The sequence below is a fragment of the Azospirillum mesophilum genome (assembly GCF_053470405.2).
The window spans coordinates 1-24,279 of sequence record NZ_JBPXMQ020000009.1; the positions used below are offsets into that span (position 1 = coordinate 1).

A 24,279-nucleotide genomic window follows, 5' to 3' on the forward strand; every position below is an offset into this window, starting at 1 on the left:
CGCGCAAAGCATAGCGTCGCATCGGTCGGCCCTCCCGTCAGCCGACGCTCTATGAATCACGCATTCCGCCCGCTGGGAATCCCCTAACTGACGACACGCCCTAATAAAAGCAGCCCCTCCCCCTAGAAAAATAACCCCTCTCCCTTGAGGGGCGCGCCGCCGGAGGACGCCGAAGGCGTTCGCCGGCAAGCGTGGTTGGGGTGAGGGTGGGAGGCCGGCAAAGCCGGCTGGAAACTCTTTTTTCCGCCCTACCGGGCGTAACGACCCCTCATCCCAACCCTTCTCCCCCAAGGGGAGAAGGGCTTTTCTTTTCGCTCAGGCACTTGCCGTGCTGGAACTCTCCCCGGCGGGAGAGGGAACCTGCCCTCAATGCGCGGCTTCGGTGTTCTGGCCGGCGGGCGCCTTGCGGCGGGCCTTTCCGCGGGCCGGCTTCACGGCCTTTTCCGCGTCGTCCATCAGGTCGGTCTTGGCCAGGGCGTGCGAGCCGGTGTCGACCACGGGCAGCTGGCTCTTCTTCGCCGCAGCCTTCGGCGCGGGCTTCGGGGCCGGCTTGGCGGCTTCGCCCTTGGGGGCCGCCTTCGACGGCTTGTCGGCGGGGGCCGCCTCTCCCTTGGCCTTGCGGGCGCGGGGCTTCTTGGGGGCCAGAGCCTCCTCCACCACGTCGACCACGGCGTTCAGGCCGGCACCGAGCGCCTCCTCGGCGGCCTTCCGGGTGCGGCGCACCACCTTTTTCACGATTCCGGCCTTCACGATTCCGGCGTCGGAGTCGGAGGCGCTGGCCGCCCGATCCTCCGCGTCGATCTCGGCGCACGCCTGCGCCCAATGGGCGTCCCCGCGCCCCTCCGGTTGCCCCTCGCGCTCCCAAATCTCGTAAGCGCGGTGGCGGATGCGTTCCTCGCGATCGCCTTGCATTCTTCAGTCTCCACTTGGGCTTTGGCCGCAGACACAACGACGCCACAGAAAAACGACGCCACAGAAAAACGATGGTCGGGCCGCCGAGTTCCCGGCTTATGTGACAGATGACCACATACAAAAAAACCGCTGCTTAAATCCTATGATCCTATGGATTTACCTCTCCGCCCGCAACGGACCGCGGCAGTTCGTGGTAGGTCATGGGGAAGGGGTGCGGGCGCTGACGGACTTGCGGGCTTGCATAGGACACTTCGCCGGGTTGATCCTTGGCGAGAACTGATTCTAGCCTTCCGCAACGCTCCTTGGGATTGGGCCGGCACGGCCCGACGCCAACGAAATAAGGCAAAGAGTCCATCGCATGCCCCTTGATCCCTTGCTGCAAGCCAACCGGATCCTGACCGAAGCGATCACCAATTATCTCCAGGCCAACAACGATCTGACGGCAGCGGCCGAGCGGGCCTCGGCGGCCAGCGCCGGGCGCGACGCGGCGACTCGCCGGCAGGCGTTCCAGGCCCTGTCGGAATGCGGCAACCAGGCGCGCTTCGCCAAGCGTCACCTGACCGACACGGTGCGCCGCATGCGCTCCACCGTGCCCGCCCAGCAGATCGAGACGCTGGCCGCCAAGCTGGACGGCCGCGAAAGCGCGGAAAGCGCGCTGACGCTCGTGCGCACGGTGCTGACCGAAAAGATCTGGTCCGCGGCGTAAGGGCCGTCGGACCAGCCCGTGCCGGCCGCATGGCGGGGCTGACGCATTTGACAACACGAACGGCAACGCCCAGTGTTTAGCGTCTAAAGAATAACACAGGCGCCCGCCATCGCCGGGCCGCCGCACGGAACGGACGTTTCAGGGTGCAGGACAGCTCGAAGGCGATGATCGCCCGACTGGTCGGGTTCGATACGGTGTCGCGCCGCTCCAACATGGCGCTGATCGACTGGGTCAGGGACCATCTCGCCGGTCATGGTGTCGAAAGCCGGATCGTCCCCAGCGCCGACGGCGCCAAGGCGAACCTCTACGCCACCATCGGGCCGATGGCGGAAGGCGGCATCGTGCTGTCCGCCCACACCGACGTGGTGCCCGTGGACGGCCAGCCCTGGGACACCGACCCCTTCACGCTGGTGGAGCGCGACGGCCGCCTCTACGGGCGCGGCACCGCCGACATGAAGAGCTTTCCCGCCGTGGCGCTCGCCCTGCTGCCGGAGATGCTGGAGGCCGGGCTGAAGCGCCCGCTGCACCTCGCCCTGTCCTACGACGAGGAGGTCGGCTGCATCGGCGCCCCCGCCATGATCGACCGGATGGTGGCCGAGCTGCCGCGCCCCGGCGCCGTGATCGTGGGGGAGCCGACCTCCATGGGCGTCGTGCTGGCGCACAAGGGCTGCTACGTGCTGCGCACGGTGGTGACGGGGCACGAGGTCCACTCCTCCCAGATCGACCGGGGCGTCAGCGCGGTGATGGTCGCCGCGCGGCTGGTGCAGTTCATCGCCGACATGGGGGCGGAGAACGTCGCCGCGGCCGACGCCGCCTGCCCCTTCGACCCGCCCTTCACGACGCTGCACGTCGGCACCATCGAGGGCGGAACGGCGGCCAACATCACCGCGCGCCACTGTTCCTTCGTCTGGGACATCCGGCCGCTGCCCGGCGACGACTGGACCCGCTACCGAGACCGGTTCGAGGCGGAATGCGAGCGGCTGCGCGCCGAGATGCGCCGAATCAACCCCGACTGCGACATCCGGACGGAGCAACTGGCCGGCGTCCCCGGACTGGCGCCGGAGCCGACCGGGCCGGCCGCGCAGCTCTGCCACGCGCTGACCGGGCGCAACGACACGGCCATGGTGTCCTTCGCAGCGGAAGCCGGGCAGTTCCAGGAGGCCGGCCTGTCCACCGTTCTCTGCGGTCCGGGCTCCATCGACCAGGCGCACCAGCCGAACGAGTACATCGACGTCGCCCAGGTGACCGCTTGCGAGCAGTTCCTGCGGGGTCTGATCCGCCGTCTGGCCGCGTAAAGAAGGGCTCCGCCCGGCCGCCACCCGAATGCTTCGGCAGTTCAACCGGTCACCGGCGAACAAGGAAAAGAATGCCCGTATACGAACGTTATAAACCGGCAAGGCACAACCGACGGAATGGACTGAGGCAAGGCGGCGCGACAACGCACGGCTGAATTGCCTAAAGCACTCCGATATTCGGCATATGCCATTGACGGGAGAGACTTTTACAGCACTCCTGTCGCACATTGCCTTGAGCGTCGAATGCGCGGCGCAACCGTAAGGACGTGGAGCGCCGGTGATGGTGGACCTGACCGACCTGGAACGCGATGCGTTGACCGAGCTGGTGAACATGGGCGTCGGACGCGCGGCGACCCACCTCAGCCGCATGGTGTCGGACCAGGTCCTGCTGTCCGTGCCGTCGGTGGACATCGTCAGCCGGTGCGACGCCGCCCGCCTGCTCGCCGCGCGCGAGCGGACGAGCCTCGTCGCGGTCGAACAGCAGTTCAGCGGCGCCTTCTCCGGCCGCGCCCTGCTGATCTTCCCGGAGACCAACAGCCTGGAGCTGGCGCGCGCCGTGCTCGGCCGCGAGTTGAGCCTGGAGGAGATCGTCGATCTCGAACAGGACGCGCTGGCCGAAATCGGCAACATCATCCTGAACGGCTGCCTGGTGGTGATGGCCAACACGCTGAAGAACAACCTGGACATCTCGCTGCCCAACGTCATGCGCGGCGACAGCGACCGGATTTTTCAGGCGCCCGATCAGAACTCCGACGAACTGGTGATGTTTCTCTATATCGACTTCCTGATTCGCAGCCGGAGCATCCGGGGTTACATCGCCTTGCTGATGGGCCTGTCGTCGCTGGAGTCGCTGAAAGGGCTCATCCATGGATTCATTGAGCGAATCGCTTCCGGAATGCCCTATGGAACCGAACGATCTTAAGCGGCTTCCCTGGCTGGAAGGGATTCTGGACGCGCTGGACGCCGGCGTGGTGGTGCTGGACCGCCACGGCCGCGTGCAGTTCTGGAACGGCTGGATGGAGAAGGCGTCGGACCTCACCTCCGCCGCCATCCATGGCCGGGAACTGGTGGACGCCCTGCCCACGCTCCGCGACTCGCGGCTGCACACGGCCATCCGCGACGTTCTGGACACGGGCGCGCCGGGCGTCCTGTCGCACACGCTGAACCCGGTGCTGTTCCCGCTGCGCTGCGCCGATGGCCGCCGCATGGTCCACAATGTGGTGCTCCGCCCGCTGTCGGTTGGGAACGCATCCTACTGCGTGATCCACGTCACCGACGTCACCGCCGTGGTGAACCGGGAACGGGTGCTGCGCGAACATCGCGACGCCCGCTACCGCGCCATCGTGGACACCGCCCCGGACGCCATCGTCACCACCGACACGCGCGGCGTCGTGCAGTGGGCGAACGGGGCCGCCGCGCGCCAGTTCGGCTACCGTCCCGACGAGCTGATCGGGCAGAGCATCGGCCTCGTCCTGGCGGAGGGCAGCCCCGACTGGACCGGCCTGCTGGACAACGACCCGTCCGGGCGCCCGCCCCCGGTCGAGCTGATCGGCCGCAAGCGCGACGGATCGCGCATCGACCTGGAAGTGTCGCTCGCCCGCTGGGAGTCGGAAGGCCGCCGCTTCGTCACCGGCGTCCTGCGCGACATCACCGAGCGCCGCCGCACCCGCGAGGAGCTGAAGGCCAACGCGCTCGCCATGCGCCAGCTGGCCGAGCAGACCAAGGCGACCCTGGACGCGCTGCCGGCGCACATCGCGGTGCTCGACCACGGCGGGCACATCATTTCGGTCAACAAGGCCTGGGCGGACAGCGGGCCGGAGGCGGGCTTCCTCGGCGACGGCTCCGTCATCGGCGACAACTACCTGGAGGCCTGCGCCTCCACCCGCAACGGCGCCGAACACGCCGACGCGCTGATCGAAGGGCTGCGCGGCCTGCTCCAGCAGGGCGGCCCGCCGCTGTCCATCGAGTATCCCGGCCTGTCGGGGGACGGCCAGCGCTGGTTCCGCTGCCTCGCCGCACCCATGGCCGCCGGGCCGTTCGGCGGGGCGGTGCTGATGCACATCGACGTGACCGAGATCAAGTCGATGGAGGCGACCCTGCGCAAGCTGGTGGGCCAGAAGTCCACCCTGCTGCGCGAGGTGAACCACCGGGTGAAGAACAGCCTGCAGCTGGTCTCCAGCCTGCTGACCCTGCAAACCCTCAGCCTGACCGGCGCCGCCGAGCGCATCCATTTCCAGGACGCGCGCAGCCGCATCGACGCCATCGCGCGGGTGCACAGCCGCCTGTACCAGACCGAGCAGTTCCAGACCATCGAGTTCGGCAGCTACCTCAACGAGCTGTGCAGCGACCTGTCGCGGGCGTCGGGCGGCGGCACGCTGGGCGAGATCAAGGTGCGCGCCGACCGCGTCGACCTGCCCATCGATCAGGCCGCCCCGCTCGGCCTGATCGCCAACGAGCTGGTCACCAACGCCATCAAGCACCGCGGCCAAGAGCCGGCGAACATCCTGGTGGAGCTTCACCGCGCCGGAGAGGGCGTGGAGCTGGTGGTGACCGACCGCGGGCCGGGCCTTCCCCCCGATTTCGACATGCGCAAATCGCGCAGCCTCGGCATGCGGCTGATCACCAGCCTGACCGGCCAGATCGACGCCACGGTCAGCCTGATGCCGGTGGACCGTGGAACCTCCTTCCGCATCGCGCTGACGGTGGCGCCGATTCGCAACCCGATGCTGGAAGACAGTGCGGCGGAGTTCAACGGATGAGGATCCTTCTCGTCGAGGACGAAGTTCTGATCGCCATGGAGCAGACCTTCTACCTGGAATCCGCCGGGCACGAGGTGCATGGGCCGGCCTCGACGGCCGAGAAGGCCATCGCCTTGGCCCAGGAGGTGAAGCCGGAACTGGCGCTGGTGGACATCCATCTGGCCCAGGGCTCCAGCGGCATCGACGCCGCGCGCCAGATGACCGCACAGGGCATCGCCTGCCTGTTCGTCACCTCCTACCGGGAGGAGGTGGAGCCCAGCCGCGAATACGGCATCGGCTGCCTGCCCAAGCCCTTCTCCCAGGCCTCGCTGGTCGCCGCCGTGGAGGCCGTCCGCGCCATCCTGGACGGCAAGGCGCCGGGTCCGATGCCCGACACGATGGAGCTGTTTTCCTGAGCGTTCACTTCGGCAGGAAGTGGAAGTAGGGAAAGCTTTCGAAATCGTGCCAGACCGCGGACAGGGGCGAGCCGGACCGCCGCATCCAGTCCTGCACGCCGTAGGGGGCGGCCTGATCCAGCATCCAGTAGACCTGCCCCTGGTCGAAATGCCAGCCGATGTAGGCCACCACCATGTCCAGGAACGCCCGGCCGGCCGGGGTGCCGTTGAAGGCCATGAAGCCGGCCAGCACGTCCCTCATCGGGCCGCGCCCGCGCCGGTCCTGCAGGAAGGCGACGTCCCAGGCGGACCAATCCGCCATCGCCGCCGCCGGGTCCTTCAGGAACAGGGCGTCCACATCGACCTGCACGACCGGCGGGCCGCCGTCGCGCAGCAGGCCGCGCGCCACCGCGAAGCGTGCCGACGCGAAGTAGGTCTTCCGCACCGTCTCGGGCACGCCGCCCAGGTCCAGGTCCTCGCGGGAGCATGACATCCGGCCGCCTTCCGCCTCCGCCAGATCCATCAGGGCGGCCGCCGTGTCTTCCGACGGGTTGATCAGGTGCAGATGCAGGGCGCAGTGCCCGGCGTGCCGGCGCCAGCTCGCCACGAAGTCGCCGCCGAAGCGTCTCCAATAGCCGTCGTCGCAGCCCACCAGCACCACCGGACGGTCGTGGTCGCGCGGTGGCGTGAGGGTCCGCCGGACCGCCGTCGCGAACATCCGCGATTCATAGCCGCCCAACGCCGCGTAGAACCGGTCCGTCCCCTTGACGAGCATCCACAGCAGCAGTTCGAAGTCGGTCGCGACCTCCTCCGGCGTGGCGTGGCGCGCGTGCTTGCGATAGTACCGCTCCGCCAGATCCAGCCGCTTGCGGCGATACAGGTCGTAGCACACCACCGACAGCGCCGCCGTGTCGCGCGGCTGCGCCATCAGGCGGCGGCGCCCCGCCAGGGCGGCCAAGCTCAGCGTCGCGTCGTCCAGGATGCCGTTCTGTATGGCGAGGAGAGCCGTCCCGAACAGGTTCCCCCACGCCTCCGCATGGCCGCCGCGCGCGGCCTTGTCCAGGCACGCAACCGCATCCCGCATCAACACGACGTCCACCAGACCGCGCGCGGTGCCGAGCGTCGAATCCGGCAGGCGGGACAGGGCCAGCGTTCCGATCCCCAGCCGGTACAGCAGGTCGGGCCGCCCGGGCTGGACCGCCAGAAGCCGCCGGTAGAGAGGCACCGCCTCCGCCGCCGCTCCGCCGCTTTGCAGGGCATCGGCCAGCCGCAGGAGAAGGCTTTCCTGCCCCGGCGTCAGACGCACCGCGCGGCGGAAGGCGATGATGGCCTCCCCGCCCCGGCGCGCGTCCAGAAGCGCGTTGCCCAGGTTGCCGAGCGGCTTCACGGCCTCCGGGTCGAGCGCCACGGCGCGCCGGTGGCAGGCGGCCGCGCGCTCCGCCTGACCCAGCGCGCGGCAGGCCGAGCCGAGATTGTCGTGGTAGGCGGCGCAGCCGGGATCGCGGGCAATCGCCGCCGCGATCAGCTCCGTCGCCTGCCCATGCTGACCCGTCTGATGCAGAAGCACCCCCAGCAAGTGCCACGCGTCCGCCACCGACGGGTCGGCCTCCAGAATGCGCTGGTAAAGCTCGGCGGCCTCCGCCAGCCGGTTGCGCTGGTGCAGATCCACCGCGATCCGCAGGGCTTCGGCGATGGTGGGCATGACGCGGAAGGCTCCGTAACGGTGCGGCTTGTCCGCCGGATGGTATACACCACACTCCGCACATTTGCGCGCCGCGCCGTCCTCTACCGGCGCAGCACCGGCATCACCCAGCCCTTCAGGAAGGCGTCCTCGGGTTCCGCCGCCACGGAGACCCGTGCGGCCATCAGCACTTGCAGCAGTGCCGTGTGCAGGCCGGTGCAGCGCCCAAGATCCACGCGGGCGCCGTGTGTCGCCTCCAGCCATTCGGCGAGCGGGATCGCCTCGTCCACCGTGCAGGGGCCGTCGAAGCGGGCGGTGCGGTCCTCGAACCGGATCGGCATCACAGAAGCTCCCGAAGGTTGAGGACCAGCAGAAGGCGCCCGTCGCCCAGCACCGCCGTGCCGGCATAGCCGCGCAGCCGGGCCAGCACGCCGGTCATCGGCCTCAGCACCACGTCGGCGCGCTCGCGGAAGGCGTCCACCACCAGACCCACACGCTGCCCGCCGAGATCGACGACCAGAACGGCCTCGCCCTCGCGGATCCGGCCCCGGTCCCGGTCATCGTCGGGCAGGCCGAGCAGGCGGCGCAAGCGCAGCAGCGGAAGCACGCTGTCGAACAGGACGACGCTCTCCGCGTGCTTGACCCGCCGGATCGCGCCGACCGGGACGCGCTGCATGCCGGTGACCAGCGTGACGGGAAAGCCGTAGAGGGCGCCGGCCGTCTCCACCATCATCACGCGGGTGATCATCATGGTCGCGGGCAGGATCAGCCGGACGCGCGTGCCGGCTCCCGGCGTGGAGGCGATCTCCACCCGCCCGCCGGCCTGTTCCACCGCGCTGCGCACCGCGTCCATGCCGACGCCGCGGCCGGACAGGTCCGTCACGTCCTCGGCGGTGCTGAGCCCCGGAAGGAAGACCAGCCGCAGGGCCTCGTCATCGGTCAGGGCCGCCGCCTGCTCTTCCGTGAGCTGCCCGCGCGCGACCGCCTTGCGGCGCACGGCAGCCGTGTCGATGCCGGCGCCGTCGTCCGCCACCTCGACCACCACGCCGTCGCGGTCCTGGGAAGCCTGCACGCGGATCTGCGCCGTTTCCGGCTTTCCGGCGGCGCGGCGGACGGACGGCGGCTCGACGCCGTGGTCCAGGCTGTTGCGGACAAGGTGCAGAAGCGGTTCGCCCAGGATGTCGAGGATGTCCTTGTCGGCCTCCGTCTCGCCGCCGGAAAGGTGCAGGTCCACCGACTTGCCGAGCCGCCGCGCGGCGTCGCGCACAAGGCGCGGCAGCGGTTCGAACACGCGCGACAGGGGCAGGACGCGCAGGCGCAGCACGGCGTCCTGCAACTCGCCGACGATGGCGTCGATCTGGCCTTGCGCCTCCTTGATTCCCTGGGCCAGGGCGTCGGCGCGCTGCCCGTCCTGAGCCTCGCGGGCGAGGTACGGCAGGCGGCCCTTGGCGACGACCAGCTCGCCGACCAGCGTCATCAGCCGGTCCATGCGCTCCGCATCGACGCGCAGGGCGCGGCGGCCGGGCGGGGCTGCGGCCAGCGTGGGAGTCTCCGCTGGCGCCGGAGGAACACCGGCGGCCAGCGCCTCGACGATGCGCCGGAGCGACTCCGGGTCCTGCGCTGCGGCGTCCAGGGCGCCGCCTTCCACCTCGCGCCCGGTCGCCGTCAGGATGCTGCGGACGGCGCGCAGCACGGAAGCCCGCCGGCCCTCGATCTCCGCCTCGCTGCCGCCGAGCGTCAGGATGCGCGCCTGCTCCCTCAGCATCGCCTCGGCAAGACCGCCGCCGGACGTTTCCTGCGGGGGTGGAAGCGCCGCCACGGTCAGCGTCGCAACGCGCACCTGATCGGGCACGGAGCGGAAGATCCGCGCCACCTCGTCCTGCGGCGCGGCGCTGAGCGCGCGGAAGCGCAACGCGCAGCGGTAGGGGTCAACCTCCGCCAGGGGCGGCCAGGGGGCGGCCGGCTCGATCCGCAGCAGCAGCAGATCCGGAATCCGGCGGCACAGGTCCAGGGGGTCGTCCCCGCTGAAGAAGCAGTCGGCGTTCGGGTCGTAGGTCACGGCAGTGACGGTTCGCCCGCCGAGGGGCCGCCGTTCCGCGTCGGTCAGTTCCTCCACCCAGGCGAAGGCGCCGTCGGGAGCCGTCACCGCACCCTCCGCCGTCCCGCCGAGGGCGGCGCGCAGGAGCGTTTCATGCTCGCGCGCCATGGCCTCGGCGCCGTCGGGCAGGGTCTGTTCGGCCTCCAGATGGTCGACCCAGCGCGCGCCGAGGTCGAGCAGGTGCAGCAGGCGGTCGGCGAGCTGGACCGTCACCGTGGCGCGGCCCTCGCGCACCGCCATCAGCGCGTCCTCGCCCGCGTGGACCAGCCGCGTGAAGGGGGCCATGTCGAACAGGCCGGTGGCGCCCTTCAGCGTGTGCAGGGCGCGGAACAGGTCGTTGACGACCGCTTTGTCCGAGGGCGCGCGCTCCAGCCGCAGCAGGCTCGCCCCGGCGGCGTCCAGCAGTTCCCGCGCCTCCAGCACGAACTGGTCGAACAGGGTGCTCATGGCTCGCCCTCCCCGCGTCCGGTCAGCAGGCGGGCCGCCGCCGTCAGGTCGGCGGGGCGCACCGGCTTCACGAAGTACCAGTTGGCGCCGGCCAGCAGGGCCTTCTCGCGGTCGCTGTCCTTGGCCTCGGTGCTGATCATCACGGCGGGCACGTCGCGCAGGGACGGTTCCTGCCGCAGCCGGCGCAGCATGGCGTAGCCGTCCATCTTCTGCATGTTGATGTCCACGATCAGCAGGTCCGGCGGGTTGGCGAGCGCGTGCTCCAGCCCGTCGATGCCGTTGATCGCCTCGTCCACCGCGAAGCCGTCCGCCTCCAGAACCTGCCGGCTGTAGGCCCGCACCGTGGCCGCGTCGTCCACCACCAGCACGCGGCGCCTTTCGCTGTCTGTTGTGTTCACCGGGCCGCCTCCTTATCCCTGGGGCTTCTGGTAGAGGATCGCGTCGGGGAACCGGCGCGGCACGAAGAGGGAGGACATGCGGCTCATGCTCTCCGAATGGCCGAGGCAGACGAAGCCGCAGGGCGACAGTGCCTCGTAGAACATCGACGCCGCCTGCCGCCGGCCCAGATCGTCGAAGTAGATCAGCAGGTTGCGGCAGAAGATCACGTCGAGGTCGCGGAACGGGGCCACCTGCTTGGGATCGGTGATGTTGACCAGCGAAAAGTCGATGGACTCCCGCAATTCCTCCATGATCTGCCAGCGGCGCTCGTCGATGCGGGTGAAGTATTTCGCCACCAGCTCGCGCGGCAGGCCCTGCAGCGACCGTTCCTCGTAGACCCCCTCGCGCGCGCGGGCGAGGACCCGGCTGTCGATGTCGGAGGCGTACAGCTCGATCTCATACTCGTCCACCTTGCGCCAGTGTTCCAGCAGCATGATGGCGATGGAATAGGGTTCCTCCCCCGTGGCGCAGCCGGCCGACCAGATGCGCACGCGCTCGCCGGGCCGGCGCCCGCGCACCACCTCGTCGAGTGCGGCGTTGACCAGGCAATCGAGCTGGTACTTCTCGCGGAAGAAGTAGGTCTCGTTGACGGTCATGACGTTGACGAGATGCTGCAACTCCTCGCCGGACGCCTGGAAGCGCAGCAGGTTCAGGTAGTCGCGGAAGGTCTCGGCGCCGACCGCCGCCATGCGGTCCGCCACGCGGCGGTCCACGTAGTAGCGCTTGGCCTCGGTGAAGGACAGGCCGGTGCGCTCCCGCAGGAAGCCGCAGAAGGTCTCGTAGTCGGCCGGGCTGAGCCCCGGCGCGCCGTCCTTGTCGAGAGGAGCCGCCATTCAGGCCCCGGCGAAGAGGCGGCGCGCCGCATCGACGGAGAATCCGACGAAGGGGTCGTCCGGAAAGCGCGCGGCCAGCCGCTCCAGGCTCGGCAGCACCTCCGGATGGCCGGCTTCCATCAGTGCCTCCACGGCGGCGAGGCAGACGTTGACGTGCGGGTCGTGCTCCACCACCCCGGTCAGCAGCGGCAGCCGGTCGGGATGCGGCAGGCGCCCGATCAGCTGGGCGGCGAAGATCCGCAGGTCGGAGTCCGCGGAGCGCAGCACGGGCGCCACCTGCGGCAGGACGACGGCCGCCGGCATCTGCTGGAGGCTTTCGATCACCCCGTTTCGCAGTCCCACATCCTCGCTCGCCAGGAGCGGGGTGAGCGACGCGGCGGCCTCCGCGCTGCCGATGCGGACGAGGCTGGTCAGCAGCGCTTCGCGGACGCTGGGATCCTCCTCCCGCGCCAGCCGTCCGGCGAGGGCGGGCGCCGCATCCGGCCGGTCGGCGAGGTCGTGCGCCGCGCGGCGGCGGTGTGCGGGGTCGGCGTCCTCCAGCCGCGGCAGCGGATCGCCGGTGTCCTCCGCCGGAGGCGGGGCGTTGATCTTGCGCGGCTTGACCAGGGCCATGTGACCGTCTCCATCCGAACACGCGAAAGCCCGTCTCATCCAAAGGGGGGACGGGGCCTTATCCCTTGACCCACCGCACCAGCTGCTGCGCCACGCGGTCCGACGGCAGGACGAGTTCCGCGCCGCCGCGCCGGATCAGCTCCTGCGGCATGCCGAAGACCACGGCGCTGTCCTCCGATTCCGCGATGGTGTGCCCGCCGAGGCGCCGCAGCTCCGCCATCGACGCCGCCCCGTCGTAGCCCATGCCGGTCAGCAGAACCCCCGCCAGCCGCGACGGCGCCACGACGCGCAGGGCGCTGTCCACCAGCCGGTCCACGTTGGGGTGCCAGCTCCGCTCGGCCCTGATGGGCACGGGCTGGGCGAGCGTCCGCCCGCCGCGCCGGACGATCTCCACGTCGGCCCCGCCCCGCGCGATGCAGACGGTGCCGGGAAGCAGCGGGGTCGGCCCCGCCGCCTCGACCACCGACAGGGCGCAGATGTCGTTCAGCCGGCGGGCGAGCGCGGCGGTGAAGTTCGGGGGCATGTGCTGGGCGACGACGACCGCCCAGGGAAAGTCGGCCGGCAGCTCCGGCAGGACGTCCTCCAGCGTGCGGGGGCCGCCGGTGGACACGCCGATCAGCACCAGCCCGTCTTCGGAGTCCGCCTTGGCGTCGGCGTCCGTGCGTGGGGCCGGCGGTGCGACGAAATCCTCCCCCGCGATCAGCGAGCGGGTGAGCCGCAGGCGTTCCCGCAGGCCCTGGACCCGGCGCGGGCGCGAGGAGGAGGCGGCGCGCACCGTGTCCACCAGCTCCTCGGCGATGGGGCCGATGCTGCCGGGGCCGGTTGGCTTCTGAACGGCCTCCACAGCCCCCAGCCGCAGCGCCTCCAGCGTCACATCCGCCCCCTCCGCGGTCAGGGCGGAGACCATGACGACCGGCTTCGGCCGCTCCACCATGATGCGCTTCAGGCAGGTCAGCCCGTCCATGCCCGGCATAGTCACGTCCAGCGTGACCACGTCTGGATCGAAGGAGGCCAGCAGCTCCAGCGCCCGCAAGCCATCGGCGGCGGTTTCCACCGTGAAACCGGCCTCCGTGAGAAGGCTGGCGATGCGGCGTCTCATCAGCGCCGAATCGTCGACGACCAGGACCTTCGCCATGGATCAGGCCGCGACAAGCAAAGCGGCGAGCTGGTCCATGTCGAGCAGCTCGCCCGGCTCCACCAGCAGGACCATGCGCTGCCCGCCCTCCGGACCACCCCCAGCCGACTCATCGAGCGACGCGACGCGCCGGATCAGCCGGTGCTGCGCCTGGGAGACGACGGGGGCCTCGCCGATGCGGTCTTCCGGCACGCGGACGATGCCGGCCATGCCGTCCACCAGCAGCCCGGCCCGCGCCGCGCCGGAACCGATCACCACCACCCGCGCGCGGTCGCCCGTCTCCCGGCTATCCGGCAGGCGGAGCAGGCGGCGCGGGTCGATCAGCGGCAGCACGGCGCCGCGCCACGTCACGACGCCCGTCACGAAATCGGGCGCGTTGGGCAGGGGAGTCGGCGCGTCGGGCCGGCGCAGCACCTCCTGCACCGCCGCGACCGGCAGGCCGTACTCCGCGCCGGCCAGCCGGAACACCACGAAGGGCTCCGTCCGCTGCGCCGTCTGGCCCTGCGCCATCCCCTGCGCCATTTGGGCGCCGTCCGTCGTCTCCATATCCCCTCCCCGCGCTCCGGTGCCGAGCGCCGCGCCGTGGCGGAACAGGCGGTCGGCCGACAGGACGGAGACCAGCCGGATGCCCCCATTCTTCTGAGCGTCCAGCCGCGCGATCCCGGCCACGTCCTCGAACTCGGCCTCGCGCGCCATGAGGGGCGGCACCGGGTCGATCCGGCCGCGCGGAACCCGCCGGATCTCGCGCACCCCGTCCACCACCACGCCCACCAGCCCTTCCGCCGTGCGCAGCACGACCGCCCGCCGCCCCACATCCGCCTCCTGGGTGCCGAGCCCGAACAGCTCGCGCAGCCCCACCAGCGGCAACAGCGCGTCGCGCAGGGTCATCACGCCCAGAAGATGGGCGCGGGCGCGCGGAACGCGGGTGATGGTGTCCGGGGCCGCGACGACCTCCTGGACGGCCTCCACCGGCAGGGCGAACTCCTGCCCCGCGGCGTCGAACAGGACGAGCCGTTCCTCGTCCGCCTCGGGCGCCGGCGCCTCGCGCGGGGCTTCCCCGGCCGTCGTCGCCTGGAACCCGGCACGTCCCCCGATACGCCCGAGATCGGCGAACTGGCGTTCGATCATCGGCCCGGTGTCGAGGATCAGCGCACCGGGCTGGTCGCCCTCCGCGCGGATCGCGCCGGCCAGCAGGGCTTCGTCGATGGACGGGGTGTCCTCCGCCGCGTCCGCCGGGACGATGCGGGCCTCATCGACGCTGGACAGGCCGGCCATGCGGTCCACCAGAAGCCCCACCGGCTGCCCCCGGTGGCGGACCACCAGCAGGCGGGCGGCGGAATCGCGCTCCGCGTCCGGAAGGCCCAGGATGCGGCGCAGGCTGATGACGGGCAGCACCGCCCCGCGCAGGCGCGCCAGCCCTTCCAGGCTGGGCGGCCCCAGCGGGATCCGCACGACCTCCGGCGGGCGCAGGATTTCCAGCACCTCCTCCAGCGGTACGGCGAGCGCCATGTCGCCGGCAGCGCCCGCGTCGCGGATGCCGAAGATGACGAACGGGCGGGTTCCGTCCCGCTTCATACCGTCCCGCTTCATAATCGCGGCCATGCGTTCCTCTCCCTGCCCAACCCCTGCCGGGCCGGGCTCAGCCGGCGCCCTGCAGTTCGTCGGCCATGGCGGCGATTTCCTCGATGGCGGCGGCCAGCTCCTCCGCCCCCTTCGCCTGCTCGCGGGCGGCCTTGGCGGCCTCGGCGGAGGCTTGGCCGGCCTGGTTCGCGGCGGTGGCGATCTGCTCGACGCCCTTCTGCGACTCCGCCACGGCGCGCTGCACCTCGCCCGCGTTGTCCACGATCTCCCGGCTGCCTCCGGTCACCGCGCCCAGGTCGGCGATGGCCCCGGCCAGCGTGGCGACGAACTCCTGGTAGCGCGCGCCCTCCTTCTCGGCACCGCTGGTGATCTCCTCGATGTCGCGGCGGACGCGGCCGATCTGGTCCTGGATGGTCCAGACGATGTCCTTGACCCGCTCCGCGTTTTCCGAGCTTTCGCGGGCGAGGTTGCGGATGTCGTTGCTGACCACCGTGAAGCCGCGCCCGAACTCCCCGGCGCGCGCCGCCTCGATGGAGCCGCTGACCGCCAGCATGCCGGTCTGGATGGCGATGGTGGAGATGGCGTCCACCACCTTGTCGATGCGCCGCCCGACCTGCTCCAGCGTGCCGATGCGCTCCACCGTGCGCCGGTTGGCGGCGACCGCCTGCATCACGCCGCCGGACAGGGCGCGCACGAGGTCCTGCGTCTCGCCCAGCAGCGCCTCCATGGAGGAGCAGCGTTGCAGCGCGTCCTCCGCGCGGGACTGGCTCAGGCGGGCGTTGGCCTCGATCTGGGCGATGGCGGCGCCGGACTGGTGGGTGGCCGCGCCCTGGGCCTGGGCGCCGCGCGCGATCTGGGTGATGGCCGCCATGATCTGGGCGGCGGCGCGGTTGATCTCCTCGATGGCGGCGGACAGCTGCTCGGCGGCGGAGGCGAGGTCGTTCGCCGCCCCGTGGACGTCGCTGGTGCTGGACAGGTCGTCAGCCAGTTCGGACAGCTGTGCCGCGGCCTGTTCGCTCTGCGCCAGAGCCTCCGCCTGCTGGCCGACGGTCTTCAGCGCCTCCTCGCTGGCGGCGGCCTGCTCCTCGGCGGCCGACGCCACGCTTTCGGCGCCGCGCTGCGCCTCGCGCGAGGCGACGTCGGCGTCGATGGCGGCCTTGATGGTCTCCTGCGCGCCGCGCGCGATGGCGCCCATGTCGCCGCGCACGCGGTCGAGCTGTTCGGCGATGTGCCGGCCGCGCGCGACCTCCGCCGTAGCCGCGTCGGACGAGCCGACGATGCCCGCCACGATGTCTCCCACAGCGTCCTGAATCTCCACGACCATCCGCCGGATGTCGTTGGCCGAGCGCTCCGACCGTTCGGCCAGCGCCTGCACCTCGTCCGCGACGACGGCGAAGCCCTTCCCGGCGTCGCCCGCGCGCGCCGCCTCGATGGAGGCGTTGAGCGCCAGCAGGTTGGTCTGGTCGGCCATGACCGCCACGCCGCCGACGATGGTGCCGATCTCCGCCGCTTGCCGTTCCAGGTCGCGGACCAGGGTGACGGCGGCTTCCTGCCGGGATGCCGCGCGCACCAGCCCGTCCACCGAGCCGAGGATCTGGGCGCTGATCTCCTTCACCAGGGTCTGGAGCGCCTCGGTCCGGGAGAGGGACGATTCGGCGTTGCTGCGCGCCTTGCCGATCAGCGAGGCGGCGCGGTCGATCATCCGCTGCGATTGCTGGGTGGCGCTGGCGGCCTCCTCCGCGCCGGCGGCGACCTGCTCCATCGCCTTGCGCAGCTCCTCGGCCGCCGCCGCGGCCTCCGTCACGCCGCTGGCCAGCTCGTTCGCCGCGGCGGCGATGCCTTCGGCGGCCTTGCGGCGCCGGTTGCCGGCGCGGGCGCGGCGCCGCGTCTCCGCGGCGCGGCGCGCGGTCGCGGGGCGATCCGCCTCCAGGACGGGCACCGGCGTGCCGGCGTCGTCCCCGGCGGGGTTGGCGTCGCGAGCGGTGCGCGCCGTGTCGATCTGCTTCTTCTTGACCAGTGCCATGCTGCTTCGCCCCTCGCCCTACAAGCGCTTGTTCTTGTTCGTCATTTCAGGATGCGGCCGATGTAGCCGGCAATCGCCGCCTTGACCCCGGCGATGGCGCCCGCCTCCAGGGCCAGCACGACCTGCCCGGCCACGTCGTGGGACGCGGCCTGGAAGGTGATGTGGAAGAGGACCGCCGAGGCTCCGGCGTCCGTGTTCACGTCGCAGCGTTCCAGCACCTGCCGCACCGGACCGCGGTGCACGTCGGGAAGGGTCGTGCCGATCCGGGCGCCCAGCAGGTTCGCCATGGAGGACAGGCAGCTGTTCAGCACGATGTTGCCGACCTCCGCCAGGGCCTCCGCCTCCAGCTCCGCCGCGTCCTCCTTCGGCACGTCCGGTGGCAGCGCGGCGCTCGCCAGGGGCAGGCTGCTGCGCTCCGGCAGGAGGAGGATCGCCGAGCCCTGGAAGACGCCCGACAGGCATTCCGTCACCGCGACCAGAGGCCCCGGCATGGACCGCTCCAGCGCGGCCACCATGCGGTCCCCCGGCACGATCTCGACGGTCGGGACGGAAATCCGCACCTCGCCGCCGACCATGCGGCTGAGCGCGGTGGAGGCCTTGGCCACGCCGATGTTGCCCAGCTCTGCCAGGGCGTCCCGTTCCAGAGCGTCGAGCGAGCCCGGCATCAGACCGCCTTGTCGGGCGACGGGCGGCGCGGCAGCGCGGAGGCCGCCAGGAAGCGGGCCACCTGTTCCTCGTCCAGCGGCTTGGGCATGAAGGCGGCGCCCAAGTCCCGGATGCCGGCGACGACCGCGTCCTGGGCGTTCGCCGTGATGATGGCGATCTGCACCTCGGGCAGCGATTCCTTCAGCCGGGCCGCGGCCTCCAGCCCGTTGTCGCCGGGCATGTTGTAGTCGATTATGGCAATATGAATATGACCTTCGGCGATCCGGTCATAAAGCTCCGCACTGTTCGCAGCCTCCACGACCGTCCAATCGGGCCTGTTCCGAAGTATTATCCCGCGCACGTGCATGCGGGACAGCTTGCTGTCGTCCACGACGATTACCGTCTTGCTCAAAGCCTGCGCTCCACGACAGGGGAAATTTTTATATGCTGGCGCGATTATAACCGCGACGTCGCCCCACGCCAGCACGGATTGCGTGAGGTGCCGGCCGTGTCCGCTCCTCGCACCCCGGAGGACCATCCCCGTGGAGGATTTCGTCAGCGCGCTCGTGGTGTTTCTGGTCGTGGTGGACCCGGTCGGCCTCGTGCCGATCTACCTGGGGCTGACGCGCGGCTTCGACGGCCCGCGCAAGCGCACCATCGCGATCCGCGGCACGCTCATCAGCTTCGTGATCGTCATCTTTTTCGCCTACCTGGGCGAGATCGTGCTGAACGCGCTGTCCATCGGCATGCCCGCCTTCCGAATCGCCGGCGGGGCGCTGCTGTTCTGGATCGCCTTCGAGATGCTGTTCCAGCGCCGCGCCGAGCGCAAGGAGCGCACCGCCGACGACGCCCGGACGGAGGAGGAGGCGCACGATCTCGCCGTCTTTCCGCTGGCCATCCCGCTGATCGCCGGGCCGGGGGCCATCACCTCGACCCTGCTGCTGATGGATCGCTATGGCGCGACGCTGGCCGGACAGGGCATGGTGCTGGCGGCGGCGGCGGTGGTCATCGGCGGCGTGGCGGCGCTGCTGCTGATCGCCGACGCGGTGAACAAGCTGCTGGGCCGCACGGTGATCCACACGGTCAGCCGCGTGCTTGGCATCGTGCTGGCGGCGCTGGCCGCGCAGACCATCATCGAGGGCATCACCGCCGTCTATCCGCCGCACTGAGATCGTTCGAAACGCTTCGGGGAAGGGAGACCGCCGCATGGACCGGCACACGCTCAGCAACGGGCGCCTGAGCGCCACCATCAAGGCCGAGGGGGCCGAGCTTTGCTCGCTGAAGGACGCGCAGGGCCGGGAGCTTCTGTGGCAGGCCGGCCCGGCGTGGCCGCGCCACGCGCCGGTGCTGTTCCCCATCGTCGGGCGCCTGAAGAACGACGAACTCCGCCACGGCGGCAAGACCCACCGCATGACCCAGCACGGCTTCGCCCGCGACCGCCGCTTCGCCTGGGAAGAACGGTCCGACACCGCCTGCCGCCTGTCGCTCGCCGACGACGAGGGGACGCGGGCGCTCTACCCCTTCGCCTTCCGGCTGGAGTTGGGCTTCGCGCTGGAGGGCGACTCGCTGGTCATCCGCCACCGCCTGTCCAATCCGGGGACGGAGCTGCTGCCGGCCTCCCTCGGCGTGCATCCGGCCTTCCGCTGGCCGCTTCTGGACGGCATCGCCAAGGAGGCGCACGAGCTGGTCTTCGAAGCCGACGAGCCTGCCCCGATTCGCCGCGTCGACGGCGGCCTGCTGTCCCCGACGCCCGAGCCCACCCCCATCCAGGGCCGCCGCCTGCCGCTGAACGAGGGCCTGTTCGCCGCCGACGCGGTGATCCTCGACCACCCGGCCAGCCGCTTCGTCCGCTACAGCGCGCCGGGTGCGCCGGCCATCACCGTGTCTTGGGAAGGGTTCAAGGAACTGGGCATCTGGTCGAAGCCCGGCGGCGCGGAGTTCCTGTGCATCGAACCGTGGCATGGGCATGCCTCGCCGGCAGATTTCGACGGTCCGTTTGCGGAAAAGCCGGGGCTGATGCACCTCGCGCCGGGTGAGGAGCGGGAGCTGAGCTATCGGGTGAAGGTGTCGTGATGTCCCTCTCCCGCCTCTCGCGCTGGCGAAGCCAGCGCTGACGGCGTCAGGCGGCTCTTTGAGCCGCCGAGAGCCCCGGGAGAGGGTGGCCGCGGAGCGGCCGGGTGAGGGTCGTGCGAGAATCAAGGCGCTGATCCTCGCCAGCACCCTCACCCTTCCCACTTCGTGGGCCCCTTCCCTCTCCCGGGACGGGAGAGGGATTTCAAATCACCCTCGCTTGTCCAGCGGCACGAAGGAACGGCCCGGATTGCCGGTGTAGAGCTGGCGCGGGCGGCCGATCTTCTGCTGCGGGTCTTCCATCATCTCCTTCCACTGGGAAATCCAGCCGACCGTGCGGGCCAGCGCGAACAGCACGGTGAACATGCTGGTCGGGAAGCCCATCGCCTTCAGGATGATGCCGGAGTAGAAGTCCACGTTCGGGTACAGCTTCTTCTCGACGAAATAGTCGTCCTCCAGCGCGATCTTCTCCAGCTCCATGGCGATGGCGAGGTGCGGCTCGTCCTTGATGCCCAGCACGTCCAGAACCTCGTAGCAGGTCTGGCGCATGATCTTGGCGCGCGGATCGTAGTTCTTGTAGACGCGGTGGCCGAAGCCCATCAGGCGGAAGGGGTCGTTCTTGTCCTTGGCGCGCCGGATGAACTCGGGGATGCGCTCGACCGAGCCGATCTCATCCAGCATGTTCAGCACCGCTTCGTTGGCGCCGCCGTGCGCCGGTCCCCACAGGGCCGCGATGCCCGACGCGATGCAGGCAAAGGGGTTGGCGTGCGACGAGCCGGCCAGACGCACCGTGGAGGTCGAGGCGTTCTGCTCGTGGTCGGCGTGCAGGATGAAGATCTTGTCCATCGCGCGCGCCAGAACCGGGTCCACCTGCCACGGCTCGCAGGGCGTGCCGAAGGTCATGTAGAGGAAGTTCTCGGCGTAGCTGAGGTCGTTGCGCGGGTACATGAAGGGCTGGCCGACCGAATATTTGTAGGCCATGGCCGACATGGTCGGCATCTTGGCGACCAACCGGTGCGCCGCGATCATCCGCTGGCGCGGGTCGAAAATGTCCGTGGAGTCGTGGTAGAAGGACGACAGCGCGCCGGTCACGCCGCACATCACCGCCATCGGGTGGGCGTCGCGGCGGAAGCCGCTGTAGAAGCGGGCCAACTGCTCGTGCACCATGGTGTGGTAGGTGATGGTGCGCGAGAAATCCTCCTTCTGCTGCGGGTTCGGCAATTCGCCGTTCAGCAGCAGGTAGCAGACCTCCAGAAAGTCGCAGTGCTCCGCCAAGTCCTGGATGGCATAGCCGCGGTGCAGCAGGATGCCCTGATCGCCGTCGATGTAGGTGATGGCGGACTCGCAGCTTGCCGTCGAGGTGAAGCCGGGGTCGAAGGTGAAATAGCCGGTCTCGGCGTAGAGCTTGCGCACGTCGATGACGCGCGGCCCCGTCGTGCCTTCCAGCAGGGGAAGCTTCACGGTTTTGCCGGTCGTGTCGTCGGTCACCGTGATGGTCCCGACCGCCTTCACCTCGCCATGCCAGCATGGCCGGCTCTTGCTGCTCTCCATCGGCCCCTCCTCAGGTCGCGCCATCGCGGTTGCGGCGCTGTTGCACTAGGAGACTGGTTGCGCCGGAAGATCCGTCAATACGCCTCACGATAGAGGCGGCGGGGTGGAAGGGTTAGAAAACGCCAGCTTCCAGCCCGGCGGCCATCAAAAGTCCAAGCTCCTCGCAGGACGGAAGGAACTCCTCCCGGAACGGTCCCCGGCAGACCAGCGGTTCCTGCACCGCGCGCCAGCGCAGGCCGGTGGTGATGGTGGCGACGGCGCGGCAGGTGCCCGTGCCGTCATGCCCGGCCCGGACGAACAAGGCGTAGGGAAGCCCCTGCGTGCGTTCCAGGCAGGGGTAATAGATGCGGTCGAAGAAGTCCTTCAGCGCGCCGCTCATGTATCCCAGGTTTTCCGGCGTGCCGAGGATGACGGCTTGCGCCGCCAGCACGTCGTCCGGCCCGGCCTCCAGCGGCGCCTTCACCACCACCTCGACGCCCTGGACATCCGGAGACCGGGCGCCGCGCAGCACCGCGTCCAGCAAGGCCCGCGTGTTCGGCGAGGGAGCGTGCGCGACGACGAGAAGGCGTTTGGAGGGCATGGGGCACCGCAAATCTTCCCCTCTCCCATCCCCGATGGGAGAGGGAGGGACCCGCGCCAGAGGCGCGGGAGGGTGAGGGCGAGGTTTTGCCGAGAATTAAGGTCATATGGACCGAAGCTTCTCGGGCAAACCTTGCCCTCACCCTCCCATGGCTTCGCCATGGGTCCCTCCCTCTCCCGCCGGAGGCGGGCGAGGGGGTTTTCAGGTCACGCCATCAGCTGGCCGCCGTTCACCTCGATCACCTGACCGGTGATGTAGCCGCTGAGCGCGTTCGACGACAGGAACAGGTAGGCGCCGACGCAGTCCTCCGCCGTGCCCAGCCGGCCGAGCGGGATGCGCGTGGCGGTGGCGGCCAGCTTTTCCGGGGTGGAGTAGCGCTGGTGGAAGTCGGTGTCGATGGTGCCCGGCGACACGGCGTTGACGCGGATGCGGTCCGGCGCCAGCTCCGCCGCCAGGGACCGGGTGAAGGTGGACACGAAGGCCTTGGACGCGCTGTAGAGCGACGAGCCGGGGCTACCGCCCGTGCGCGCGGAGATGGACACCGTGTTGACGATGGCGCCCCCGCCCGCTGCCTTCAGCGCCGGCAGCGCCCGCCGGCAGGCCACGACAACGGAGCGGAGGTTCAGGTCCACCACCTCGTCCAGGAAGCTGTCCTCCAGCTTGGCGAGCGGCACGCGGCCGACCATGGTGCCGGCGTTGTTGACCAGGATGTCCAGCCCGCCCAGCGCCTCGACCGCCGCGTCCACGACAGATTCGACCGCGCGCGGGTCGCGGAAATCGCCGGTGAACGCGTGGACAGCCGCGCCGCCGGCCGACAGTTCGGCCGACAGCCGCTCGGCCGCGTCGCTGTTGCCCGACCCGTGCAGGGCCACCCGCGCGCCCAGGCCCGCGAAGGCCGCAGCCACCGCCGCCCCGATGCCCCGGCTGCTGCCGGTGACCAGCACGCGCTTGCCGCGCAGATCCTCGCCCAACGTCATCCCTTGCCTTCCTTCCGTCAACGGCCGCGCCGTACCCGTTCCACGGCGTCGAGCCAGCCCTCGTAGAGGCGCGCGCGCTTGGCCGACTCCATGCGCGGGTCGAAGCGGCGGTCGCACCGCCAAGCCTCGGCCAAAGCCTTCTGGTCGCGGTAGACGCCGGCCTTCAGCCCGGCGAGGCTGGCGGCCCCCAGGGCGGTCGTCTCGATCACCGCCGGGCGTTCGACCGGCAGGTCCAGCATATCGGCCAGGAACTGGCACAGCCAGTCGTTCGCCGCCATGCCGCCGTCCACCCGCAGCGCCGCCGCCGTGGAGGTCCCCCGCGCCGGCCAGTCGGAGACCATGGCGTCGCGGAGATCGCGCGTCTGGTAGGCCACCGCCTCCAGCGCCGCGCGGGCGATGTGGGCGGGGCCGGCGTCCAGCGTCAGGCCGGAGATGGCGGCGCGGGCGTGCGGATCCCAATGCGGCGCCCCCAGCCCGACGAAGGCCGGCACCAGATAGACGCCGTGGCTGTCCGGCACGCGGGTCGCCATATCGTCGGTCTGCGAGGCGTGGGTGATGATGCCCAGCCCGTCGCGCAGCCATTTGACCGCCGCCCCGGCGATGAAGATGGAGCCCTCCAGCGCGTAGGTCGTCCGCCCGTCCAGCCGGTAGGCCACCGTCGTCAGCATGTTGGAGCGGGACTCGACCGGCTTGTCCCCGGTGTTCAGCAGGGCGAAGCAGCCCGTGCCGTAGGTGGACTTCACCATGCCCGGCTCGAAACAGGCCTGCCCGAAGGTCGCGGCCTGCTGGTCGCCGGCGATGCCGGTGATGGGGATGGGGCGGCCCAGAATCTCCGGATCGGTCGCGCCGAATTCCGCGCTGCTGTCCAGCACGGCGGGCATCATGGCGCGGGGAATGCGGAACAAGGCCAGAAGCTCGTCGTCCCAGTCCTGCCGGTGGATGTCGAAGACCATGGTGCGCGACGCGTTGGTCGCGTCCGTCGCGTGCACCCGCCCGCCGGTCAGCCGGTGCAGGAGGAAGCTGTCGATGGTGCCGAAGCACAGCTCGCCCCGCTGCGCCCGCTCCCGCGCGCCGGGAATGTGGTCGAGAATCCAGGCAACCTTAGTGGCGGAGAAATAGGCGTCGATCAGCAGGCCCGTCTTGCGCTGGACCAGCGGGCCGCAGCCCTCCTCAACCAGCTTCCGACAGGTGCCGGCGGTGCGGCGGTCCTGCCAGACGATCGCGCGGTGGATCGGCTGCCCGGTTGCCCGGTCCCAGACGACGGTGGTCTCGCGCTGGTTGGTGATGCCGATGGCGGCGATGTAGGAGGCGTTCAGCCCGGCCGCGGCGACGGCCTCGCGCATCACGGCGACGGTGTCGCGTCCGATGTCCTCCGGGTCATGCTCCACCCAGCCGTCGGCGGGGTAGTGCTGCGGGAACTCCCGCCGGGCCACGCCGACCGGGCTGCCCTGACGGTCGAAGACGATGGCGCGCGTGGACGTGGTGCCCTGGTCGATGGCAAGGACGTGGCCGGCCTCGGACATACGTTTCCTCCGCTTATTCTTATGGACGCTCTCTTCCTC

General features: G+C 70.4%; 23 protein-coding genes. 7 read left to right on the top strand and 16 right to left on the bottom strand.

The features are described 5' to 3' along the window. Positions 1–366 precede the first annotated feature (366 nt). A complete protein-coding gene (locus tag ACSVC7_RS11255) occupies positions 367–912 on the bottom strand; it encodes a DUF2934 domain-containing protein (RefSeq protein WP_448204681.1) in 546 nt (181 codons plus the stop codon). A gap of 358 nt (positions 913–1,270) precedes the next feature. Between ACSVC7_RS11255 and ACSVC7_RS11260 the strand changes: the two genes are divergently transcribed. The 5 genes from ACSVC7_RS11260 to ACSVC7_RS11280 all read left to right on the top strand — a co-directional run bounded on the left by ACSVC7_RS11260 (position 1,271) and on the right by ACSVC7_RS11280 (position 6,067). Beyond that, entirely contained in the window at positions 1,271–1,618 is a 348-nt protein-coding gene (locus ACSVC7_RS11260) for a hypothetical protein (RefSeq protein ID WP_448204680.1), read from the top strand. A gap of 143 nt (positions 1,619–1,761) precedes the next feature. Continuing rightward, positions 1,762–2,913, top strand: coding sequence for an acetylornithine deacetylase (gene argE / locus ACSVC7_RS11265; RefSeq protein ID WP_448204679.1), 1,152 nt, complete (start codon positions 1,762–1,764; stop codon positions 2,911–2,913). Between the two features lie 280 nt (positions 2,914–3,193). Next, complete coding sequence (locus tag ACSVC7_RS11270; protein WP_448204678.1) at positions 3,194–3,835, top strand: chemotaxis protein CheX; 642 nt, start codon at positions 3,194–3,196, stop codon at positions 3,833–3,835. Continuing rightward, complete coding sequence (locus tag ACSVC7_RS11275) at positions 3,816–5,672, top strand: sensor histidine kinase (RefSeq protein WP_448204677.1); 1,857 nt, start codon at positions 3,816–3,818, stop codon at positions 5,670–5,672. Before ACSVC7_RS11270 ends, ACSVC7_RS11275 begins: the two co-directional genes overlap by 20 nt. After that, the gene (locus ACSVC7_RS11280) at positions 5,669–6,067 is read left to right on the top strand and encodes a response regulator (protein WP_448204676.1); all 399 of its coding nucleotides are present in this window, start codon (positions 5,669–5,671) and stop codon (positions 6,065–6,067) included. The genes ACSVC7_RS11275 and ACSVC7_RS11280 overlap by 4 nt, the downstream gene beginning before the upstream one ends. A 4-nt stretch (positions 6,068–6,071) precedes the next feature. Here the strand turns inward: ACSVC7_RS11280 and ACSVC7_RS11285 are convergent, their stop codons facing one another. From ACSVC7_RS11285 to ACSVC7_RS11335, 11 genes are all read right to left on the bottom strand, one after another. Then, positions 6,072–7,748, bottom strand: coding sequence for a tetratricopeptide repeat protein (locus tag ACSVC7_RS11285; protein ID WP_448204675.1), 1,677 nt, complete (start codon positions 7,746–7,748; stop codon positions 6,072–6,074). Positions 7,749–7,831: 83 nt separating this feature from the next. After that, positions 7,832–8,068 (bottom strand): hypothetical protein, encoded by a 237-nt coding sequence (locus ACSVC7_RS11290; RefSeq protein ID WP_448204674.1) that lies wholly within the window; start codon positions 8,066–8,068, stop codon positions 7,832–7,834. After that, positions 8,068–10,272 (bottom strand): chemotaxis protein CheA, encoded by a 2,205-nt coding sequence (locus ACSVC7_RS11295; RefSeq protein WP_448204673.1) that lies wholly within the window; start codon positions 10,270–10,272, stop codon positions 8,068–8,070. Before ACSVC7_RS11295 ends, ACSVC7_RS11290 begins: the two co-directional genes overlap by 1 nt. After that, positions 10,269–10,670, bottom strand: a complete 402-nt coding sequence (locus ACSVC7_RS11300) for a response regulator (RefSeq protein ID WP_448204672.1) — start codon at positions 10,668–10,670, stop codon at positions 10,269–10,271. Before ACSVC7_RS11300 ends, ACSVC7_RS11295 begins: the two co-directional genes overlap by 4 nt. Before the next feature lie 12 nt (positions 10,671–10,682). Then, positions 10,683–11,543 (bottom strand): CheR family methyltransferase, encoded by an 861-nt coding sequence (locus ACSVC7_RS11305; protein ID WP_448204671.1) that lies wholly within the window; start codon positions 11,541–11,543, stop codon positions 10,683–10,685. Beyond that, the gene (locus ACSVC7_RS11310; protein WP_448204670.1) at positions 11,544–12,155 is read right to left on the bottom strand and encodes a HEAT repeat domain-containing protein; all 612 of its coding nucleotides are present in this window, start codon (positions 12,153–12,155) and stop codon (positions 11,544–11,546) included. It lies immediately after the preceding gene. Positions 12,156–12,213: 58 nt separating this feature from the next. Further along, on the bottom strand, positions 12,214–13,290 hold the full coding sequence (gene cheB / locus ACSVC7_RS11315) for a chemotaxis-specific protein-glutamate methyltransferase CheB (RefSeq protein ID WP_448204669.1): 1,077 nt from the start codon (positions 13,288–13,290) through the stop codon (positions 12,214–12,216). A gap of 3 nt (positions 13,291–13,293) precedes the next feature. Continuing rightward, entirely contained in the window at positions 13,294–14,892 is a 1,599-nt protein-coding gene (locus ACSVC7_RS11320; protein WP_448204668.1) for a chemotaxis protein CheW, read from the bottom strand. 37 nt (positions 14,893–14,929) lie between these two features. Beyond that, positions 14,930–16,894, bottom strand: coding sequence for a methyl-accepting chemotaxis protein (locus ACSVC7_RS11325; protein WP_483508283.1), 1,965 nt, complete (start codon positions 16,892–16,894; stop codon positions 14,930–14,932). 41 nt (positions 16,895–16,935) lie between these two features. Continuing rightward, positions 16,936–17,559 (bottom strand): chemotaxis protein CheC, encoded by a 624-nt coding sequence (locus ACSVC7_RS11330; RefSeq protein ID WP_448204667.1) that lies wholly within the window; start codon positions 17,557–17,559, stop codon positions 16,936–16,938. Then, positions 17,559–17,951: a response regulator transcription factor gene (locus ACSVC7_RS11335; RefSeq protein WP_448204666.1), complete on the bottom strand. Its 393-nt coding sequence runs from the start codon at positions 17,949–17,951 to the stop codon at positions 17,559–17,561. The genes ACSVC7_RS11330 and ACSVC7_RS11335 overlap by 1 nt, the downstream gene beginning before the upstream one ends. A 130-nt stretch (positions 17,952–18,081) precedes the next feature. Here ACSVC7_RS11335 and ACSVC7_RS11340 point away from each other — a divergent pair, with 130 nt between their 5' ends. Both ACSVC7_RS11340 and ACSVC7_RS11345 read left to right on the top strand, forming a co-directional pair. Further along, positions 18,082–18,708: a MarC family protein gene (locus ACSVC7_RS11340; RefSeq protein WP_448204665.1), complete on the top strand. Its 627-nt coding sequence runs from the start codon at positions 18,082–18,084 to the stop codon at positions 18,706–18,708. 37 nt (positions 18,709–18,745) lie between these two features. Then, a complete protein-coding gene (locus ACSVC7_RS11345) occupies positions 18,746–19,612 on the top strand; it encodes an aldose 1-epimerase family protein (protein ID WP_448204664.1) in 867 nt (288 codons plus the stop codon). 207 nt (positions 19,613–19,819) lie between these two features. On the opposite strand, the gene gltA is transcribed toward ACSVC7_RS11345, so the two are convergent. From gltA to glpK, 4 genes are all read right to left on the bottom strand, one after another. Further along, entirely contained in the window at positions 19,820–21,160 is a 1,341-nt protein-coding gene (gene gltA, locus ACSVC7_RS11350) for a citrate synthase (protein ID WP_448204663.1), read from the bottom strand. A 112-nt stretch (positions 21,161–21,272) separates the two neighbouring features. Next, a complete protein-coding gene (locus tag ACSVC7_RS11355) occupies positions 21,273–21,740 on the bottom strand; it encodes a flavodoxin family protein (RefSeq protein WP_448204662.1) in 468 nt (155 codons plus the stop codon). 206 nt (positions 21,741–21,946) lie between these two features. Beyond that, positions 21,947–22,717 carry an SDR family NAD(P)-dependent oxidoreductase gene (locus ACSVC7_RS11360; protein WP_448204661.1) on the bottom strand — a complete coding sequence of 257 codons (771 nt, stop codon included), beginning with the start codon at positions 22,715–22,717 and terminating at the stop codon, positions 21,947–21,949. A gap of 17 nt (positions 22,718–22,734) precedes the next feature. Continuing rightward, complete coding sequence (gene glpK / locus ACSVC7_RS11365; RefSeq protein WP_448204660.1) at positions 22,735–24,240, bottom strand: glycerol kinase GlpK; 1,506 nt, start codon at positions 24,238–24,240, stop codon at positions 22,735–22,737. Positions 24,241–24,279 lie beyond the last annotated feature (39 nt).

Excerpts from the sequence above, each read along its gene's own strand:
- ACSVC7_RS11295 (WP_448204673.1), bottom strand. The coding sequence starts at position 10,272 with ATGAGCACCCTGTTCGACCAGTTCGTGCTGGAGGCGCGGGAACTGCTG.
- ACSVC7_RS11320 (WP_448204668.1), bottom strand. The coding sequence starts at position 14,892 with ATGGCCGCGATTATGAAGCGGGACGGTATGAAGCGGGACGGAACCCGC.
- ACSVC7_RS11255 (WP_448204681.1), bottom strand. The coding sequence starts at position 912 with ATGCAAGGCGATCGCGAGGAACGCATCCGCCACCGCGCTTACGAGATT.
- ACSVC7_RS11285 (WP_448204675.1), bottom strand. The coding sequence starts at position 7,748 with ATGCCCACCATCGCCGAAGCCCTGCGGATCGCGGTGGATCTGCACCAG.
- ACSVC7_RS11290 (WP_448204674.1), bottom strand. The coding sequence starts at position 8,068 with ATGCCGATCCGGTTCGAGGACCGCACCGCCCGCTTCGACGGCCCCTGC.
- ACSVC7_RS11260 (WP_448204680.1), top strand. The coding sequence starts at position 1,271 with ATGCCCCTTGATCCCTTGCTGCAAGCCAACCGGATCCTGACCGAAGCG.
- gltA (WP_448204663.1), bottom strand. The coding sequence starts at position 21,160 with ATGGAGAGCAGCAAGAGCCGGCCATGCTGGCATGGCGAGGTGAAGGCG.
- cheB (WP_448204669.1), bottom strand. The coding sequence starts at position 13,290 with ATGGCGAAGGTCCTGGTCGTCGACGATTCGGCGCTGATGAGACGCCGC.
- ACSVC7_RS11275 (WP_448204677.1), top strand. The coding sequence starts at position 3,816 with ATGGAACCGAACGATCTTAAGCGGCTTCCCTGGCTGGAAGGGATTCTG.
- glpK (WP_448204660.1), bottom strand. The coding sequence starts at position 24,240 with ATGTCCGAGGCCGGCCACGTCCTTGCCATCGACCAGGGCACCACGTCC.
- ACSVC7_RS11360 (WP_448204661.1), bottom strand. The coding sequence starts at position 22,717 with ATGACGTTGGGCGAGGATCTGCGCGGCAAGCGCGTGCTGGTCACCGGC.
- ACSVC7_RS11330 (WP_448204667.1), bottom strand. The coding sequence starts at position 17,559 with ATGCCGGGCTCGCTCGACGCTCTGGAACGGGACGCCCTGGCAGAGCTG.
- ACSVC7_RS11270 (WP_448204678.1), top strand. The coding sequence starts at position 3,194 with ATGGTGGACCTGACCGACCTGGAACGCGATGCGTTGACCGAGCTGGTG.
- ACSVC7_RS11310 (WP_448204670.1), bottom strand. The coding sequence starts at position 12,155 with ATGGCCCTGGTCAAGCCGCGCAAGATCAACGCCCCGCCTCCGGCGGAG.
- ACSVC7_RS11325 (WP_483508283.1), bottom strand. The coding sequence starts at position 16,894 with ATGGCACTGGTCAAGAAGAAGCAGATCGACACGGCGCGCACCGCTCGC.
- ACSVC7_RS11280 (WP_448204676.1), top strand. The coding sequence starts at position 5,669 with ATGAGGATCCTTCTCGTCGAGGACGAAGTTCTGATCGCCATGGAGCAG.
- ACSVC7_RS11305 (WP_448204671.1), bottom strand. The coding sequence starts at position 11,543 with ATGGCGGCTCCTCTCGACAAGGACGGCGCGCCGGGGCTCAGCCCGGCC.
- ACSVC7_RS11355 (WP_448204662.1), bottom strand. The coding sequence starts at position 21,740 with ATGCCCTCCAAACGCCTTCTCGTCGTCGCGCACGCTCCCTCGCCGAAC.
- ACSVC7_RS11345 (WP_448204664.1), top strand. The coding sequence starts at position 18,746 with ATGGACCGGCACACGCTCAGCAACGGGCGCCTGAGCGCCACCATCAAG.